8 protein-coding genes are annotated in these 18,356 nt (G+C 43.1%); 1 reads left to right on the top strand and 7 read right to left on the bottom strand.

Features of this window, described 5'->3' with window-relative positions:
- Positions 1 to 74 precede the first annotated feature (74 nt).
- From BWD42_RS24845 to BWD42_RS04565, 7 genes are all read right to left on the bottom strand, one after another.
- Entirely contained in the window at positions 75 to 2,024 is a 1,950-nt protein-coding gene (locus BWD42_RS24845) for a glycoside hydrolase family 97 protein (protein WP_077433585.1), read from the bottom strand.
- 35 nt (positions 2,025 to 2,059) lie between these two features.
- On the bottom strand, positions 2,060 to 4,120 hold the full coding sequence (locus BWD42_RS04590) for a beta-galactosidase (RefSeq protein ID WP_077433583.1): 2,061 nt from the start codon (positions 4,118 to 4,120) through the stop codon (positions 2,060 to 2,062).
- Positions 4,121 to 4,239: 119 nt separating this feature from the next.
- Complete coding sequence (locus BWD42_RS04585; protein ID WP_217699989.1) at positions 4,240 to 5,445, bottom strand: glycoside hydrolase family 5 protein; 1,206 nt, start codon at positions 5,443 to 5,445, stop codon at positions 4,240 to 4,242.
- Between the two features lie 54 nt (positions 5,446 to 5,499).
- Entirely contained in the window at positions 5,500 to 7,416 is a 1,917-nt protein-coding gene (locus BWD42_RS04580) for a sialate O-acetylesterase (protein ID WP_077433579.1), read from the bottom strand.
- 216 nt (positions 7,417 to 7,632) lie between these two features.
- On the bottom strand, positions 7,633 to 9,087 hold the full coding sequence (locus tag BWD42_RS04575; RefSeq protein ID WP_077433577.1) for a glycan-binding surface protein: 1,455 nt from the start codon (positions 9,085 to 9,087) through the stop codon (positions 7,633 to 7,635).
- Positions 9,088 to 9,093: 6 nt separating this feature from the next.
- Complete coding sequence (locus tag BWD42_RS04570) at positions 9,094 to 10,686, bottom strand: RagB/SusD family nutrient uptake outer membrane protein (RefSeq protein WP_077433575.1); 1,593 nt, start codon at positions 10,684 to 10,686, stop codon at positions 9,094 to 9,096.
- A gap of 16 nt (positions 10,687 to 10,702) precedes the next feature.
- On the bottom strand, positions 10,703 to 13,888 hold the full coding sequence (locus tag BWD42_RS04565; protein ID WP_077433573.1) for a SusC/RagA family TonB-linked outer membrane protein: 3,186 nt from the start codon (positions 13,886 to 13,888) through the stop codon (positions 10,703 to 10,705).
- A 299-nt stretch (positions 13,889 to 14,187) separates the two neighbouring features.
- On the opposite strand from BWD42_RS04565, the gene BWD42_RS04560 reads away from it, so the two are divergent.
- Positions 14,188 to 18,297 carry a hybrid sensor histidine kinase/response regulator transcription factor gene (locus BWD42_RS04560; RefSeq protein WP_077433571.1) on the top strand — a complete coding sequence of 1,370 codons (4,110 nt, stop codon included), beginning with the start codon at positions 14,188 to 14,190 and terminating at the stop codon, positions 18,295 to 18,297.
- Positions 18,298 to 18,356: the final 59 nt, after the last annotated feature.

Raw genomic sequence — 18,356 nt, 5'->3', positions numbered from 1 at the left:
GAGGTTTATAGTTCTTGAGTTAAATAGTGTGCTACTTTGAATAATATTTTTTTACATCAATTCGGATCTAAACTTTACAGTGGTCTAATGATTGCAACATAGCCGCCACCGCTGACCATTGGTATTTTTATCGTTTTCCCAGCTTCGATTATCCTACTTTTTTTCTCGAGTTTTGCAGGGACTCTTTCCGCGTCTTTTGCATCCTGCCAGTAGTCCAGCACATATTTTCCAGCGGCTAGAAAGCTTGTAGGTATTGTAATCGTGCGGGACATGCTATTGGTCATGGCACCGATAAACCAGTTTTTTCCCGAACGTTTGGCCAGTACAATATATTCCCCGGGATAACCATCAATGAAGCGCGTATCATCCCACACCGTCGGAACGATTTTTAGAAAGTCACTCCCGGGTTGGCCCAACACATGCTTCGGGTGGTCGCAGAATACCGTAAGGGGGCTTTCATAAATGACAAATTTGGCGAGCTCGGCACAGCGGGTATTCATCATCAGGGTTGGAGACTGTTTCTTAAACTGCGCTGGAGTTACATTGAGAAAACCGCCCGGGGTATAGTCCATTGGCCCTGCCAGCATACGCGTAAACGGCAAAGTGACATTGTGAGCAGGCTTGATACGATCGGAAAATTTCGCATACTCTTCGCCCAGGACGCCCTCACGGGTTATCATATTCGGGTAGGTCCGTTCTATTCCATCAGGTTTATACGCTCCGTGGAAGTTAACCATCAACCTGTGCTCAGCGGCCTTCTGAATTACTTTATGGTACCAGTTTACCATCTCCTGATCGTCGCGGTCCATAAAATCTATTTTTACGCCGGCGATGCCCCAGCGCTCATACAGTGCGAAAGCTTCCGCATAGGCGTTGTTACGATTGGCGTCGGTACTATATAGCCAAAGCCAAAGACGCACATTTTTTTTGCGGGCATAGTCAAGTATTTCTGGCATGTTGATTTGCGGTGCCGGTTTGGTAATATCCGCTTGAGCTTGGTTGAAGGGGCCGTACCATTGCCAGTCGATCAACATATAAGGCCATCCTTGCGTAGAAGCAAAGTCGATATACTCTTTTATAACAGCAGTTTCCATTTTCACTTCTCCGCTCCACCAGTGATCCCATGCGCAAAGTCCCGGTTTTATCCATGCGGGGTCTTCGATCGCACATGCAGGATTAAGCGACTGAACAATTTCGGATTCGATAAATCGTCCCGGATTATCGCCAATCATGACCACGCGCCAAGGGGTTTGGATTTTGTCCGAGAAACAAGCTTTGGCTCCATCTTCTTTTTCGCCCGGTAAAGGGGAGAGTTTCGTCATGAGCAATACCTGTTCCGTCGTATTACCAGCAGCCCGGCTGATATAGAAACCAGGGTAGTTATCGATGTTCGCTTCGGTAATAGCCAGATAGTTATCTTTGTCAACTTCGATCAGTAGTGGAAGTCCGGTTAGGGTCTGATCGCTGATTCCCGCTAAAGGGACTTTATCGAATTCGCTTTCCTGACTGGACGTAAAACGTGGTTTGTATTGTGCTGCCCAAGCCTGAGCCTGATTGGATACTGAAAATCCGGTCATCTCCCGGCTTATCACCCGATTTCCAATTCTAGCACTGCTGAATAGTTGATAGCGAAAGGCGATTCCGTTATTATAAGCTCTAAAGAAGAGGTCCAAGCGACGTTTCTCACCTTCTTTTTCGATAAGAGCCAAATGTGTTTCATTCCACTGCAAATCGACATGGGCATGTTTGTTCTTCACGACTGGGGCCCAGGAATCACGCTTCGATGTGGTCTGAGGAGTGTTCAACAGCATAAAACCTTGATGCATCGGGGGCTCGTCTTGCAATTCAAAGCCTAAGGGTGAAGGATCTATTACCTGTTTGTCTTTGTAGGAAACAGCGTAGGAGAGTCCGTTCGATAGGTCGATGTCCAAACAAATTTTTCCATCCGGCGATAGCAACGAATAAGTCTGGGCCGAAAGGCTGGATGTTATCGCGAAAAATAGGATGACAATAAATGCTCTCATAGTAAAGTCAATGTTTTTGGTAATTAGCGTGTCGTTTAGTTTTGTTCCATAATGAGTACTTCCCAGGGATCCAATACAATCTGTTGCCCCGTCTGCGTGAGCTTGTCTGAAATAAGTTCTTTCGCTGGGCCACCTGTATAAGTCATCCGTTTTGTTTCCTTACTGTAATTAAAAATGTAATGAATTGTCTTACCCCATTTATTCTTTCCTGAACGCTGAATAATTGGAAAAGTGTAATTGTCGGCAGTAATGACTTTCGCTGCAATAGCCGTTTTTTTGATGATCGTATGGAGTAGTTCTTGTGATGGATAGGTCCCGATATAAGTCAGTTTTCCTTTACCATAGGTATTTTCTGTGATCACTGGCCACTTGCCAAAGAAGGGATGTTCAGCATAGGCCAGTGGCTGAGCTGTCTCAGGGATCAAAAATTCATACCAGTCACCAATTTGGTTTTTATCCGTCAATTGAAAAGGATTATCTTTGAGCCGCATGTCTCCGATGGTGGAGAACTCTTGATAATGGAATCCGCAGGCCTTTCTTAACGGTCCGGGAGCAGCTGTGGCCCGGACGGCCGAATGTTCGTTACAATAGCCACTTTTGTACATCATGACGACATGGCCGCCCGCTTTTACAAACTTGTCAATGGCCAGCAGCAGCTCATCCGTAGCGACATAAAGGGGTGGAATAACCAGCATATCGTAGCCTTTAAAATCGGTGATTTTATCACAGGGGATAATATCAGCTTCAATGTTCTGAAAGTAGAGTGCCTTATGAATCATATCGATGGGATAATTGTTTTTATAGGTATACGGCATAAAATTCAGTGCGTGGTAGGAATCGTGGCTATATAAGATTGCTGTTTTATTTTTCTTCTTCAAGTCAATAAGACGATCTCCGATCCTTGCCAGCTCCTGTGCTGTGGTTTTAAATTCGTCGTATATTCTATTCGGTTGGAGATCGTGCCCCAATACACCACGCCAATAGGTTTCCTGACCATAGTGCAGCGTAGACCAGTGCCAGTATTCCACCATATTGGCACCGGAAGCATAATGGGCATATACATTTTGCCGGAGTTGTCTGTCGTATGGCGGGTATTGTGTGCGTGCATCCCAGCCTATACCTTGTGCGTTGGTTTCCATGACAATATAATTGTTCTTGGCAACCGTCCGGACAAAATCCCCCGAATAAGCAATGCGCTGTCCGTCTTGTTTATCCTGTACGTCGTGATAAATATTGATAGCGGGGTATTGCATCTGGCGAAAGCTTTCTACCTGATCTACATTGTGAAAATCAGGCATGAAGCAATGGGTTATAAATTGGTCCTGACGTTTATATTCATTGACAATGTTAGCTTGCCAATTCAGAAAGTCGGCTACCTGTTTGCGGTTGTAGCGTTCCCATTCGTTTTTATAGGAAGGATTGGTGACACCATCGCGGGTATAGAATTCCTCCCAGGTGCGAATATTCATACCCCAATAGTTCATTCCCCAGGCTTTGTTGAGTAAGTCGAGGTCGTTGTTAAAACGGCCTTTGATGTAGTTACGAAAGCCAATAAAATAATCCCGGTTGTTTATGCCACGTGCTTCTGTTTCGTTGTCTACCTGATAGCCAATGACTCCAGGATGCTTTGCATACCGTTCCATTAGCTTGCGGATGATACGTTCACTATAATATTTAAAAGTGGGGTTGCTCAAGTCAATATTTTGCCTGATGCCATAATAAGCTTTAGTACCCCGCTGATATTCGGCCAAAACCTCGGGATGCATATGCGCAAGCCAGGCCGGAATGGAATAAGTCGGTGTCCCCAGAATGATGTGGATACCAGCCTGATGCATTTTCTCGATGATGCGGTCCATCCATTCGAATTCAAAGACACCTTCCTGCGGTTCAAATAATCCCCAGGCAGATTCACCCAGTCGTACGACATTGAGCCCGGCATTTTTCATCAATCGGATATCTTCATCCAGACGCTCACTGGGCATATATTCGTGGTAATAGGCTGCCCCGTAGAGCGGTTTATCGAACTTGTATTGTGCTTCAAGCGAAAATACTGCAAGAAAAAGGAGGCACAGCAGAATATAGTTTTTTTGTTTCATGGTTTTTGGTACCGGGTTGTGTTAAGGGTTAGAGACGTACATGGTACGTCTCTATGTGGCATTTATTCAAAAGTTGCTTTCACATGGCTTCCATAGGATGCTTAGGGTAGACCTCGATTTTAATTGCGTGGATATTTAGCAGGTATTGCCATTATTTGTTCTAAAAAGACAGGATCTTTGAATTTACTGGTTGTCCGCTCATATTGCCCAGCACCCTGAACATCCCAAAGCATGGGACACATACCACGTGAATAAATCGCTTCGGTGACCGAGACATTAAATAACCTGACCACCTCCTGTGTTCTGTTCTTTGAGGAACAGGCGTATTCGCCAATAACGACGGGAATTCCTTTATCGACACAATTCTTCTTTAACAGCTCCATATTGTCATTGAGCTCTTTAACTTCCTGTGCTGTGCCCCAAGACGGCACACCGACACCCCATCCAGCATCTTCACCGTTACCCAATATGGCAAACAAAGGCGGTGTATAATAATGTACGGTCAATGCAAGATGTTTAGCCGGATCGTCCGGAATTTTGGTTAAGGGATCAAAAGCATATTCGAGACCGGTATTATAAATTTCTACTAAAAGATGGCGTTTGGCATTGTTGCCGCCCGATTTCCTGACGATGTCGACAAAAAGCTGATTCAGCTCGTTTACGTAACCGAATGCTCTTGCTTTTTCAGTTTGCCCGCCCTTCCAGGGAGTCCATATTTCATCGTAACCAATTTCATTCATGGGTTCGAATAGCAAATGATCCCCATATTTTTCAAAACGGTTACAGAGCTGCTCCCAGATAGAAGTGAACTTTTTCTTAGCTTCGCTGTCTGTCGGCACTTTTTTGACCCATTCATTTTCATGGTGAACATTTATAATGGCGACCATGCCGCAATCGAGTGTCCAGTTTAAGATCTCTTCGACTCTATTGAGGAGATCTGGATGGATCCTGTAATTTTCCGCGTTGTTCATCATATTACTCCAGGTGACCGGAATTCGTAAAGAAGAATAACCGGCTTTTGCATAACCTTCGATCATTTCTTTCGTAATGAGGGGGCTTCCCCAAGCCGTCTCGTAATTAGAAATACTACTTGGATTGATCCAGTCACCCGTTGCATCCAGGGCATTACCGAGGTTAATCCCCAAACCCATTTCATCGACTAACTGGCTGGTACTAAAATTTTCCCTGATGGAGAATTTACTATAAGCAGGTTTAGGCTCTTCTTTTGTTTCAGGTTTGCTAAGCTCTGTAGTTGCCTTCATTTCCTTGTTGGAGCATGCCGGAAGAACCAGCAGCATAAAAATGTAACTTAATAGTGTTTTCATTTGAATAATTTTTAGGTGTGTTTTTAAAATCATGTTATCTAGACTAATGGATATTTATTCCTCATTGCTGAAAGGTATAGCAGGCAAGCCTTCATTATTGAATAAATTGACATCGGGATTATTGCTCCAGGCATAACGGACAAATACCGGGCTGCTGAGCTGATCTGCCTGGACGACAATTCGGTTACCATCGATATGAGCTTGGGCCCATACAAATTTTTTATCTGCTCCAGCAAGGGCAAAACCTTCCACGTAACCGTATTTGTTGTTAACCACGAGTCCGCCCCCAATAGCGTCAAAAGAAATAATCAGTTTATTGCCCTCCTTGACCATCGATTTGAATGTAGGTCCAGAATACACAAGATTTTTTCTGCCATAATTTTTAGCCAGTGCTATTAAAGCGAGTCGTCGACCCACTTCCTGTTTGTTACGTGGGTGGATATCGTCCGCTTCACCAATATCCGTAATCACCGCCTGACCCGTATGAGCAAGACGGAGAGTCCGGGTCTGTGCATCTCTCAATTTTGCCCAGTCGCTGTCTTCGGGTGATTTTTCTTTAGCCATATAATTGGCCAATTGCACCCAGTAGAAAGGGAAATCAGTTTTCCATTGCGACCGCCAGTCCGCGATGAGGTTGGGGAAGAGGGTGCGATAATCATACGCTCGTCCGGCATTATTTTCACCCTGGTACCAGATCACACCCCGGATGGTATAAGGAACAATTGGATTGATCATGGCATTGAAGAGGAGGGATGGAAGCATATTAGGCGAAACTTCTTTGTAACCATGCTGCTGAGTGGTGACAGCCTCCTTATAATTCCAATCACCATCAAGCGGAAATTTCTCGCCCTCCACGTCGAGGTACAGCTGGGCCGGGTTTCCGTAAAAGCCACCGCCGCCGCCGGTATCCATAATTTTTAGCGTAATTATATTTTCACCGTCTTTTAGAACAGCCTTCGGGATCGTGTACTTCCGTGCGTTTGTATATCCTTTTGTTTCACCAATTTTGACACCGTTAATCCAGCAGACATCATCGTCATCAATGGTGCCAAGCAGAATGGATCCGGCCTTTTGCGCACTACCCTCGGGCAAATAAATACGGCGTTTGAACCATACAATGCCATCCATATCACCCAATTTGGATTCCCACAACTGTGGAATATTCATCTTTCCCCAAGCGGATATATCCGTATCGTTTTCGTACCATTTTGCAGCTATTCCCGGATCGTTTGTTAAAGCTTGCAGATAGCCCTGTTTTTTCAATTCGTTTTCTTTTAAAAAGTTCTGCAGACTGCCGTTGAAATGCTGTTGGTAAGGAGCTTTGAAATGCGCGGGCAATTTATTGAAGCCGCTTTCGCTAGTCCAGGTTTCGGCGCCAGTACCACCCCAGGAAGCATTGATGATGCCCACAGGTATGCCGAGTTCCTGATACAGTTTGAGCGAAAAGAAGTATCCTACAGCGGAAAAATCGCCCACTGTCGTCGGGGAACATACCGCCCATTTTCCCTTTAGGTCCTGTTTGGGGACATCACTGATGCTCTTTTCCACATTGAAGGCCCGAATGTTCGGATGATTGGCCTGGCTGATTTCGTTCGCCGCATTATTGGAGTTCTTTACCGTCCATTCCATATTGGATTGGCCGGATGCAAGCCAAACTTCACCGACCAGGATGTTTTTTAGGGATACCTGTTCGCTATGGCCTTTTATTTCCATGTTATACGGCCCTCCATAAGGAGTTGGGGCTAAAGTAATGCTCCATTGACCATTTCTATCTGCTTGTACCTTTAGTTTCTGCTGCATAAACCGGACATGGATCGTTTCATTTTTTTCGGCCCAGCCCCACAATTTTATGGGACTGTCCCTTTGTAGAATCATGTTGTCACCAAATATTGCAGGAAGCCTGAGTTCGGCCTTCAATAGGAATGCCTGCAAAAAAAAGACGAAGAAAATTGGAATCTGTTTTATAGTCATAGTTTATTTTGTGTTATAGTCAAATCAGTCGAAAAATGCTTTGGGCACTGCTCGGAATGCCATTTGATGTTGCATATCATTCCTTGTAATCATGAAGGGAATGTGCTTTTTAAATTTCATGTCTGTTTATATTTACTTTTAATAAATGGCCGGCATGGAATGGCTATTCCATTATCCGGCCTTATTGTATCGCAATTCGCTATTCTGTAAATAAACCTAGTTTTTGCTGCTGTCAATGATTCTAAAATTGTCGAAGTAGATATCGACCTTGACATTGGCATTGTCCGCTTTATTTTTCGTGAAAATGCCCAGTTCGGAGCTAGCGATGGCAGCAAAGCTTCCATAGTCCGCAACAGAAGTAAACCTATTAAGGGCTATGTCGCATGTCATCCATTTACCAAGGCTTGTTTTATTGGTGTTTCTATCACGAGGCACATAGTCTGACAGCATTTTATCCCAATTTCCCTTCAATTGCATATCAAATGTTGCTGTCGCAAGCGGTTCATTTACGAAGCATTCAAAGCGCAGTACTAGGTTGCCGATAGGCGTATTGGCGGGTATTGTATTTACGGCAGGATAGACAGCTTTATTGGCTAAGTTTCCCCACCAATATTGCCATGCTCCCGGCGATCCAAAAATGCGGTAAGCTGTTCCTGTGCTGAAGAAAGGTGGTTTGGAGCCGTCTGCCGTCACAGCCATATTGTTGTCCCCCCAATCATAGCTACCTACCTTATCCCAATCCAGGACGAGGTTTTGAACGGGATAAAATAGCAGGGTCGAATTGGACTGTCCTCCTGCCGCATGGACTGTGACCGTACCGGATTTTGTCGGAGCCTTTGGTAGGCGATAATAAATTGTATCCTGGGTTTTGGCAACAATTAAATCTTCGCCTGCAATATCAAATTCGCCATTGATCGTTAGTTTGCTTACATCAATGAAGTTGTTGCCGGTAATAAATGCCTGATCGCCAATAATAGGCATATCGCTGCTCCATGATTTAATCGTTGGCGGCGAAACATTCGTTGTGAAAGCGATGCTAACTGAATCCGTCATGCAGTAGACCGCGAGGCGGCCATCTTGGATACCGGCGGGTATCGTTAATTCGATTTTATCATAGTCCTTACCGATTTCATATTCCGTAGCTAATACATTGCCGCCGGCCTTGCCTTCGAACACGACTTTTTTTACTTCGTAAAAATTTGAACCGTAGATGCGGAGTTTTTCACCCGCCTTTGCCGGGTATTTTAATTCAATACGGGCGATTTGTGGAGCGGGAGAATAGATATGAAAACTGAACCTTGCTTCGCCATGGTTTGTTTCGATCCGGATTTCATTTGGAAGATCCGGATGGGTGCCAGTCAATAGAAGATCTGCCGGAATAGAAATAATAGCGCTTGTCGACGTACAATAATTTGCATTAAATGCGATCTGCTGGTCATTGATGTAAATTTTTTGGATGCCGTCGAGATTTTTTCCGATAACAGCAACCATTGTGCCCGGAAATGCACCTGTGAAAGTACTATCTGCTTTTTCCGGATCTGTCAACCGTACATGGGTAATCTCGGGGGCCACAGTCATGTCATTGTTGCGACTACAGGATATTACCGGCAGGAGAAGGACAGCGATAAGCAAATGATAGCTAAAGCGTATAGTTTTATTTAAAGCTTTCATAATTCTTTACTGATTATTAAATGGATAAGCCTGGGGCTCTTCTTTTAACCTCGGATTTTGGATGAGATCATTCTCTGGATAGGGGAAGAAGATGTTGTTTGCGGTCACAACGACAGGCACTGCAGGTGCCGTAGGATCTTCAAAAATAAGATTACCGTCTTCATCCTTCGTGATACCCGCCGTGGACCAACCACGTTGTTGATCATTAAAGTATTTAAGCATTTTCTCAGGCTTGTAGCAATACCAGCTGACCATATCGTACCAGTTGGTATACTCCATGGCAAACTCCACGCGTCGTTCTTTGATGATATCGTCAAGCGTAATAGAGGTCTTTCGTCCGATCTTGGCCCGATCTCTTACCTTGTTAAAGTAATTTAATGCTTCACCGCCATTGAGTGTGCTATTATTACCCAGACTCGCCTCAGCATAGGTCAGGTATACATCGGCCAAGCGTAGAATATAGGTGTTTAGCGGTGAACTCATCGACTGCACATAGCCGTCATTATCATCGTTAGGACCACCGATTACACCTTTTTTGATGGATGCACCTGCATTGCTGTACGAATATCCACCTTTATCAATGGCAATATAGGGATAGAAGGAGTGCTGGGTAAAATAGGTGGCATTTCTCCGTAGTGTATCAGCGCGTTCGTATTGTTTGAGCATGTCGATCGTCCCGTTTAGTCCGCCGCCCCAAACGTTGACACCACCGGTCACGTCTGATGAGAATGCCAGGTCAGCTAAAAGTGTATTACAGACGCCCCAGTCGCCAAGTGGTACCCATTGCATGGCAATCAGTGATTCGGGATTGTTGTTATGTTTGTATTTGAACAGATCTTCGTATTTGGCATAGAGTTCCAGACCACTATTTACACAGACATCCTTTGCGTATTCTCTTGCTTTGGCTAGGTCAGCTTCGTTTCGAGTTCCGCCGGTCTTCCAGCCAGCACGGGAGAGATATACCTTGGCAAGCATACCTTTGGCACCCCAGCTCGTTGCACGGCCTTTATCAGCCTGAACAGGAAGGTGCTGGACTGCAAAGCTGAGATCGTCTATGATAAATCGAAAAATATCTTCCTCCCGATGCCTGGGTTGCATAGGCTCTTTGATCACAGCATCGTTATTCTCGATCAGTATGACGGGGCCCCAGGTCCGGAGAAGATAAAAGTAAGCAATACCCCGCATTAGGCGTGCTTCCCCAATAGCCACGTTTTTTTGCGCTTCAGTTACATTAACGGCTTTATGCTTCACGGCATCGATGATCGCATTTGACATCGTTATTACGCCATAGAATGATTTCCATGAGTCTGAAAGTCCATCATCCAGCGAGGTCACGGTGAATAGGGTATAGGAAGGGTTCATATAGGGATTATAGCCATCATTGGCTCTTAAACTGCCAATAGCGACGGCCGGTCGTTTATTATAGTCAAACCACGCCCGGTTGTACAGTGGTGCTGTGGCTGCTTTCAATGCTTCAGGGGAGGTATAAAAGGTTGCATCCACATAGGCTCCTTCCGGTTCTCTGTCAAGGAAACTTTTTTTACAGGAATGTAGCGCAACAATAGCTATCAATGAGCTTATTAAGAATAGCTTTTTCATAATTCAGTCGTTAATATTAAAACAAGAAGTTTAAACCCAGGGTATAAATACGCTGTGCGGGATACCGGGCATAATCTATTCCTCTTAGTAAGACATTTTGGTTGTAAGAACCTATTTCCGGATCATAGCCCGTATACTTGGTCCATGTAAAAAGATTCTGGATATTGACATATAACCTGAGGTTTTCAATTTGATATCGCTTCAGCAGGTTTTGGGAGAAAGTATAGCCGAGAGAAATATTTTTCAGGCGCAGATAGGAACCATCTTCAATAAACCGATTACTCATACGGCTATTGTCATTTGCGTCACTGACAGTAATACGTTGAATACTCGCATTCGGATTGGACACTCTTACATTGGAGATATCCTGGTCGGAACCGCTTGGATCAATCGTTTCAATGAGGGCAATCTCTGTCGTTTTTTTGAGCATACCCGAATTATTCATCGGGTTTGTAAAATCTTTACGCAGTTGATTATAGATCTTGTTGCCATATACGGCGTTTAGAAAGATATTTAGGTCAAATCCTTTGTAAGAAAAATAATTGTTTAGTCCAAGGATGAACTTCGGATCCGGATTGCCGATAAAATCACGGTCTTGCTCATCTATTTTTCCATCTTTGTTTTTGTCCTCGAAAATAAAATCTCCCACCCAAATCCCGTTGACCCCTATGCTTTTATCTTTGGGTAGAGCAATAGGAACTTTATTGCCCTCCTGATCCAGCACCGCATGATGTTGATCGTCTTTTAGGTAAAAGTCACTTTCATTCTGAAACATGCCGATCACATTGTATCCATAGAATTGGCCGACAGGATTACCTACTTTGGTTAGCGTGAATGTTTCTGCACCTATTTTCCCCTGAATGGCCGTTGCATCCGTATACAAGTGCGTGACACGGTTTCTATTCATCGAGAAGGTCAAACCGGATTTCCAGAAAAGGCCATTCTTATTGATATTTATGGTATTTAATGTCAATTCAACGCCTTTATTCGTCATCGAACCCGCATTAACCCAAGGTGCAGCAATTAGTCCACTGATATAGTCAGGCAATACGGCCTGCATCAAAAGATTGTCTATTTTCTTTAAATAGACTTCAGTTGTAAGTTCGATTCTATTTTTAAATAAGCTCAGATCCAAGCCGATATTGTAGGCATTGGTTTTTTCCCATTTTAGGTCCGGATTGGCAAAATTAGCAGGATAGAAGCCTGTGCCCCATATGGATGCAGCCGAAGCCATGGTCACGCCATAGGCATAGGAGCTTGCGGCTTGGTTTCCAACAAGTCCCCAGCCCAAGCGTAGCTTAAGGTTGTCTATCGCCGGATTATTTTTTAAGAAAGGCTCATTTTTAATCTTCCAGGCAGCAGCAAGAGAAGGGAAGGTGCCCCAGCGATTGTTGGTACCGAATTTGTCCGATCCGTCCCTGCGGAATGTAGCAGTCAATAAATACTTATCATCAAATCCATAATTGAAGCGACCGAAATAAGATTCAATGCCACCTGAACTTCTTGAACTCCCATTTTTGGCGGTTTTAGAATCGCCAGCATCCAGCTCGTGCACCGTATTTAAAAAATAATTGCTGCGGCTTCCAGAGAGAGACTCCCATTTGTTTTCCTGAGCCTCATGCCCAGCCATGATCGAGAGGTTATGCTTTTCGGCGAAAGATTTAGTATAGGTCAGATAAGTTTTCAGGTTGGTAAACGAACCATTACTGGCAAACCTTGCTCCGGCGGATTGCTGTTTGAAATTCCCGTAATCATATGCGGGCGTGAATTGATAAGCGTTGGAATAATTATAGTTCCCATTACCTTCGACCCGTAGTACAAGATCTTTGATGGGCGAAATATCCGCATAAGCATTGACACTAATTTGTGCTCCTTTTGCATAGTTTTCACGGGTAAGCGCTTCCTCCAATGGATTGGCGAAATAGGTCCCATACATATTTTCCTGTTGTGTTCCCCAGGAACCGTCAGGATTTTTGGCAGGCACTTCTGGCAGCTGCCTAATGGCGAGTGAAATGATCCCTCCATTATCTATGGTGTTCCTATTTTTTGTTTTCGCGGTATAGGCATTGATGCCGACGGTCAGCCACTTGTTGATTTTTGAATCAAAGTTCATCCGTAAGGAATAGCGTTCAAAACCCGAGCCTTGGGCAATACCTTGTTGATCAAGGTATCCACCCGTGATCGCAAATCTATTTTGTTCGGTTCCACCGCTGATGTTCAGCTGATGGTTATGCATCAATGAAGTTCTAAAAATTTCCTTCTGCCAGTTTGTGCCTTCACCCAATAGCGATGGATCTTTAAATTCCTCCCGATCGCCGAAGCCGATGACTTTGCTGCGAAGATTCTGATACACGGCATATTCGCGAAGGTTAAGGACATCCAATATCGTTGGCAGCTGTTGGAATCCTACATACCCTTCATAACCTAATTTGGTTTTTCCCGCCTGCCCGCGTTTTGTAGAGATCAGGACGACTCCGTTTGCCGCCCTTGTCCCATATATGGCAGCAGCAGAAGCATCCTTTAATATTTCCATGGATACGATATCTGATGGATTTATTGACGAGAGTGCACTTGAATTGTCCCGGGTATTACCATCAATTGGGATTCCATCGATCACATAGAGCGGTTCATTGCCGCTGAAAGAATTTGTACCCCGGATGCTGACCGAGATTCCGCCGCCCGGTGCACCTGAATTCTGTGTTACCGAGACCCCGGCAGCGCGTCCCTGTAACGCTTGATCCAGGGAGGTACTTACAGATTTACTGATGTCGTCGGCCGTTACCGAAACGACGGCCCCTGTTAAGTCGCCACGTTTCATTTTTCCGTAGCCTACAACAACGACCTCGTCCATGGCGTGGATATTTTCTGTAAGCTGAATATTTTGCTCATTTCCAGCTATTCTTACTTCCTGCGTATGGAATCCCAAATGGTTAAAGATCAGTATACCTCCTTTTGATGCTAAAATAGCATATCGTCCATTTTCATTGGAAGATGTCACTGCGTTTGTACCTTTGAGTTTAACAGAAACATTGGTCAGAGGCAGCCCCGTAGCCTTGTCCGTAATAAGTCCAGAGACATTGATTTTCGAATCCTGCGCCTGTAAGACATTGATAAAAAAGAGAAACAAGGCCGCCAGCAGGAGATACACCCGATGCCGCAGTTTGGGCCAAAAAAACTTTTGTGATCCGTTTTTTGATTTCATGGTTAATTTAAGTTTATAATTCGTTTGGTTATTTTCCCCAGAAAGGGATGATTAAAATTAGGAACAACACATTGTCTTGATAGGGTTCGGATGTTGAAGAAGAGAGGGTAAAATGTTTATATAGTGGATGAATGATCAATCCATGGGAATTGCAAGCCCTAATCGCGATGCACTTCATATAGGCAGACATACGCTAAGTAGGGACCTAAATGTTTCAGCTTAGGGGATAAAATGATCACTTATGCTATAAAGATTTGATAAAATCAGTATTTTAACGGAAGTTCTTGAAACAATAACCAATGAAGCGTCTTTTATTACTATTCTTATTTTTTGGAATTATTTTCGGCTATGGACAGGAGTTTAAGTTTGCCCATATTAACAATGGGAATGGCTTAGCCGGAAATGAAGTTGTTGCCATATATAAAGATGGTAGGGGATTTGTCTGGTTTGCAACAAACACGGGACTAAATAGGTTTGACGGCGAGCGTATCAAAATTTTCAACCGTAGTATCGACGGTACTTCAGGAACACTTTATGATGGTTTGAAGAAAGTTGTTGAAGATGGGCAGGGGAATTTATGGATGTTGGGCAATAAATATGTCATGTTTGATTGGCGAAAGGAGGTTTTTATCAATAATACAGATTCCATTCTAAAAAAAATGGGACTTCCTCCAAATCCAATTTCTATCCAAGTAGACCAGTTTAAAAACTTTATTGTAGCCTATTCACAAAAAGGCATTTACAAATATGATCCCAAGCATAAAAGAGTGGTAAGCTTCAGGCCATCAAATGATCCGATGAGCATTCGTCCCGCCGAGATCGTAGAGATCGCCATAAAAGATGAATTTGTGTGGATACTCCACAAAGATGGCTTTTTGGAACGTCTGAATACCCGAACAAAGCAAATTGATATCCGAAAAAATTATTTAAACAGTAGGGCTATAAATTCTATAATTCCGAAGAGTATCTTTATAGATTCCGACCATATGGTCTGGATTTATCCAGGTATAAATAATAGGGGTGTAGTCTGTTACAATAAAACTAATGATCAATGGAAACAGTACGATATTGACACGAAGCCTGCGCTCTCCAATTCCTTTGTACGTGGAATCGTAGCAGACCGGCAAGGATTAATTTGGATTGCAACGGACCACGGTGGTCTCAACCTTCTTGATAAAAAGAAGAATTCCATTCAGGTTCTTCGACACAACGAGTATAATAAAACCTCCGTTGGACAAAACTCTATTGTCAGTTTATATTGTGATCCTCAAGGAATTGTTTGGGCAGGGACATATAAGAATGGTGTTTCATACTATCATCCGGAAATATTCAAGTTTCCTAGTACCGGATTATCCGAAGGAAAAAGTGAACTTTTTGACTGCAGCAGTATTGTCAAGGACAAAGCGGGGAACCTTTGGTTGGGGACAAATGGAAAAGGTCTCATTAAGTTGAACGAAACTACCGGGGAGCGCCATTTTTTCAGAAGCAAACGTGATGATATGACAAGTTTGTCGTCTGATATTGTTACCGCGCTCCATGAAGACTATACAAATAAAATGTGGATAGGTACTTTTATGGGCGGCTTGAATGTATATGATGGTGGCCGGTTTAAACGATATGAAGTGCAGGAGAAAAACAACAAGGGACTGTCCAATCAGAGCATATATGGGATAACCGAAGATTCCGACCAAAATTTGTGGATTGCAACGTTGGGGGGCGGAATTGACAGATTGGACCCCAGTAGAACGATATTTAAAAATTTTAATAGAGACAATAGCAAACTACGTTCTAATTTCATTCTTTCCACATTAAAAGATCGGGATGGAACGATTAATTTTTCGTCAGATATCGGTGTGTATAAGCTGATGGGTGATCAGACTATTATGCCTTATTTTCCCGAGGCCAATTTTCAGGATAAGGCTGCTTCGGTTCCCGTTTATCAGCTTATGAAGGATTCAAAAGGCCGCATCTGGTTGGCCACAAAAAGGGGTATAAAAATCTTCGACAATACAAACCGGAGCTTCTCTTTTTTGACACTTGCAGATGGCCTATCCAGTGATGATGTGCGATCTTTAGTTGAGGATCAAGATGGGAATGTATGGGCGGGGACAAGCAATGGGCTCAACCGGATACAGTACTTGTCAGCTAGCGGAACTAAGCACAGCAGTATTGTTTCTACCTATGATCTCAGCGACGGGCTGACGGGAATGGTTTTTAATCCCAATGCCGTATATACCGATAAGACCGGTAAAATATATATGGGTACCACCGAAGGCTACATCGCTTTTTATCCGAGAAAAATCCCGGCCAACAAAAGCATACCACAAGCTCGATTTACAGAACTGTTATTGTCTAATGAAGTGGTCAATCCAGAGGAGAAAAGGGGCGATCACACTGTTTTGCCGATTTCTATTGTCGGCCTCGATAAACTCATCCTGAAATATAATGAAACAAACTTTTCCATTCGATTTTCCGCATTCAACTTTATCCAGCCCAATAAAAATAAATATCGATACAAGCTGGAAGGCGTTGATAAAGAATGGATTGAAACTTCACGTAGCACTGGAGTAGCTTCCTATTCCAATCTTAATCCAGGTCGATATATCTTAAAAGTTTATGCGGGCAATCAGGATAATATATGGTCGCCTCAACCGATCGAAATGCAGATTGTAGTCAATCCACCATTTTGGTTTTCATGGTGGGCTTTAGCGACTTATATTGCAGCGTTTGTCTTGTTAATCAGATGGTTTATAAAATACCGGTTGAAGAGAAAGCAGGATCAACTTGATCAAAATGCCCGTATGTTGGAAGCTGATAAGCTGCATGAAATAGACCAACTGAAATTAAAGTTTTTCACCAATATCAGTCATGAATTTAAGACCCCTTTATCGCTGATTATCAGTCCGCTGGAAATGTTGTTAAAAAAAGATAGCCATCAGGAACAAAAAGCAGCACTGGGAGTCATGTATAAAAATGCGCAGAAACTGCTTACGATGGTCAACGATATATTGGATTTTCGAAAATTAGATCAGGACAAAACGAAGCTCAATATATCATCAGGTAATATCATTGAATTTGTCAAAGAGATCAGTACATCCTTTTTGTCCATCGCAGCTGAAAAATCCATCAGGCTAACTTTTACGACAAACCATCAATACATAGACCTGAGCTTTGATAAAGATAAGATGTATATGGTCATTTCTAATTTGATTTCAAACGCCTTTAAATATACCCGAACTTCAGGCCACGTAGACGTAAGCGTAGCTATAAGCGAAACGGTGATAGACCATGAGATCGATAAACGTCTGTGTATTAAGGTTGCAGATACAGGTATAGGAATAGAAAAAGAGCATCTTGACCGTATTTTTGATCGTTTTTACCGAATTGATTCCAATGAGACCCATGGTATCTCAGGGACAGGCGTTGGGCTTCATATTGTAAATGAATTTGTCAAGCTCCATGGAGGAACGGTGGAGGTCGATAGTGAACTTGGAAAAGGGACAGTTTTTACGGTGCAAATTCCCATGTCAAAAGATACTTATGGCACGAACAGACAAGATGTGATCTATTCAGGCGCTGACGTTGACAACAATCCGGAAAAAAATAGGGATAGTGAAAGCGATTTTATCCTAGATGCGGAGAACGGTGTATATACGCTTCTCATTATTGATGATAACGAGGATTTTCGGATGTTTTTAAAGGATCTTTTTAGCAATGATTACAGGATCCTATCCGCAAAAGATGGCCAACATGGCTATGAGCTCGCGACCGAATATATTCCAGATGTTGTTCTTTGCGATGTTATGATGCCAAATGTAGATGGTTACGAATTCTGTCGTAAAATCAAGCAGGATATACGCACGTCCCATATACCGGTCGTCTTGCTCACAGCAAAGTGTTCGGACGAAAATCAATTCCAGGGTATGGAAGCTGGTGCCGATGCTTATATCTCGAAACCTTTTAATATCGATATTTTGCGCGTTACGCTGGGCAATATTGCGAAAAGGCAGAAACAATTACAGGATAAATTCAAATCAAGAATTGATATCTCAACAACCAAACCGGAGATCATTTCGATGGATCAGAAATTTATACAAAAAGCCGTCTCCATCGTTGAATCAAATATAGAAAGAACCGATTTCTTAGTGGAAGATTTATGCCGTGAAATGGCGATGAGCCGGGTTAATTTCTATAAGAAAATTCTTGCTTTGACCGATAAAACGCCCTCGGAATTTATCCGCTTTATCAGGCTAAAAAGAGCAGCAGAACTGCTCGAAAAAAGCCAAATGTACGTCAATGAAATCGCTTTTCTTGTCGGATTTAATGAAACCAAATACTTTAGAAAATATTTCAAAGAAGAGTTTGGCGTAACACCGAATGAATATAAAAAGACAATCACGTTAAAGTAGGAAATTGCTGTACAATTTCGATGTCTAAAAGCAATCATAAAAAATATATGCAGATCATT

Origin of the sequence: Sphingobacterium sp. CZ-UAM, assembly GCF_002000245.1 — a bacterium.
Lineage (GTDB): Bacteria > Bacteroidota > Bacteroidia > Sphingobacteriales > Sphingobacteriaceae > Sphingobacterium.
The sequence above is the reverse complement of the archived record's forward strand: the minus strand, read 5'-3'. Positions and strand labels throughout refer to the sequence as shown.

What these genes read in the sequence shown, in the direction of transcription:
- BWD42_RS04575 (WP_077433577.1), bottom strand. Translation starts at nt 9,087, where the DNA reads ATGAAAGCTTTAAATAAAACTATACGCTTTAGCTATCATTTGCTTATC.
- BWD42_RS24845 (WP_077433585.1), bottom strand. Translation starts at nt 2,024, where the DNA reads ATGAGAGCATTTATTGTCATCCTATTTTTCGCGATAACATCCAGCCTT.
- BWD42_RS04585 (WP_217699989.1), bottom strand. Translation starts at nt 5,445, where the DNA reads ATGAAAACACTATTAAGTTACATTTTTATGCTGCTGGTTCTTCCGGCA.
- BWD42_RS04565 (WP_077433573.1), bottom strand. Translation starts at nt 13,888, where the DNA reads ATGAAATCAAAAAACGGATCACAAAAGTTTTTTTGGCCCAAACTGCGG.
- BWD42_RS04560 (WP_077433571.1), top strand. Translation starts at nt 14,188, where the DNA reads ATGAAGCGTCTTTTATTACTATTCTTATTTTTTGGAATTATTTTCGGC.
- BWD42_RS04590 (WP_077433583.1), bottom strand. Translation starts at nt 4,120, where the DNA reads ATGAAACAAAAAAACTATATTCTGCTGTGCCTCCTTTTTCTTGCAGTA.
- BWD42_RS04570 (WP_077433575.1), bottom strand. Translation starts at nt 10,686, where the DNA reads ATGAAAAAGCTATTCTTAATAAGCTCATTGATAGCTATTGTTGCGCTA.
- BWD42_RS04580 (WP_077433579.1), bottom strand. Translation starts at nt 7,416, where the DNA reads ATGACTATAAAACAGATTCCAATTTTCTTCGTCTTTTTTTTGCAGGCA.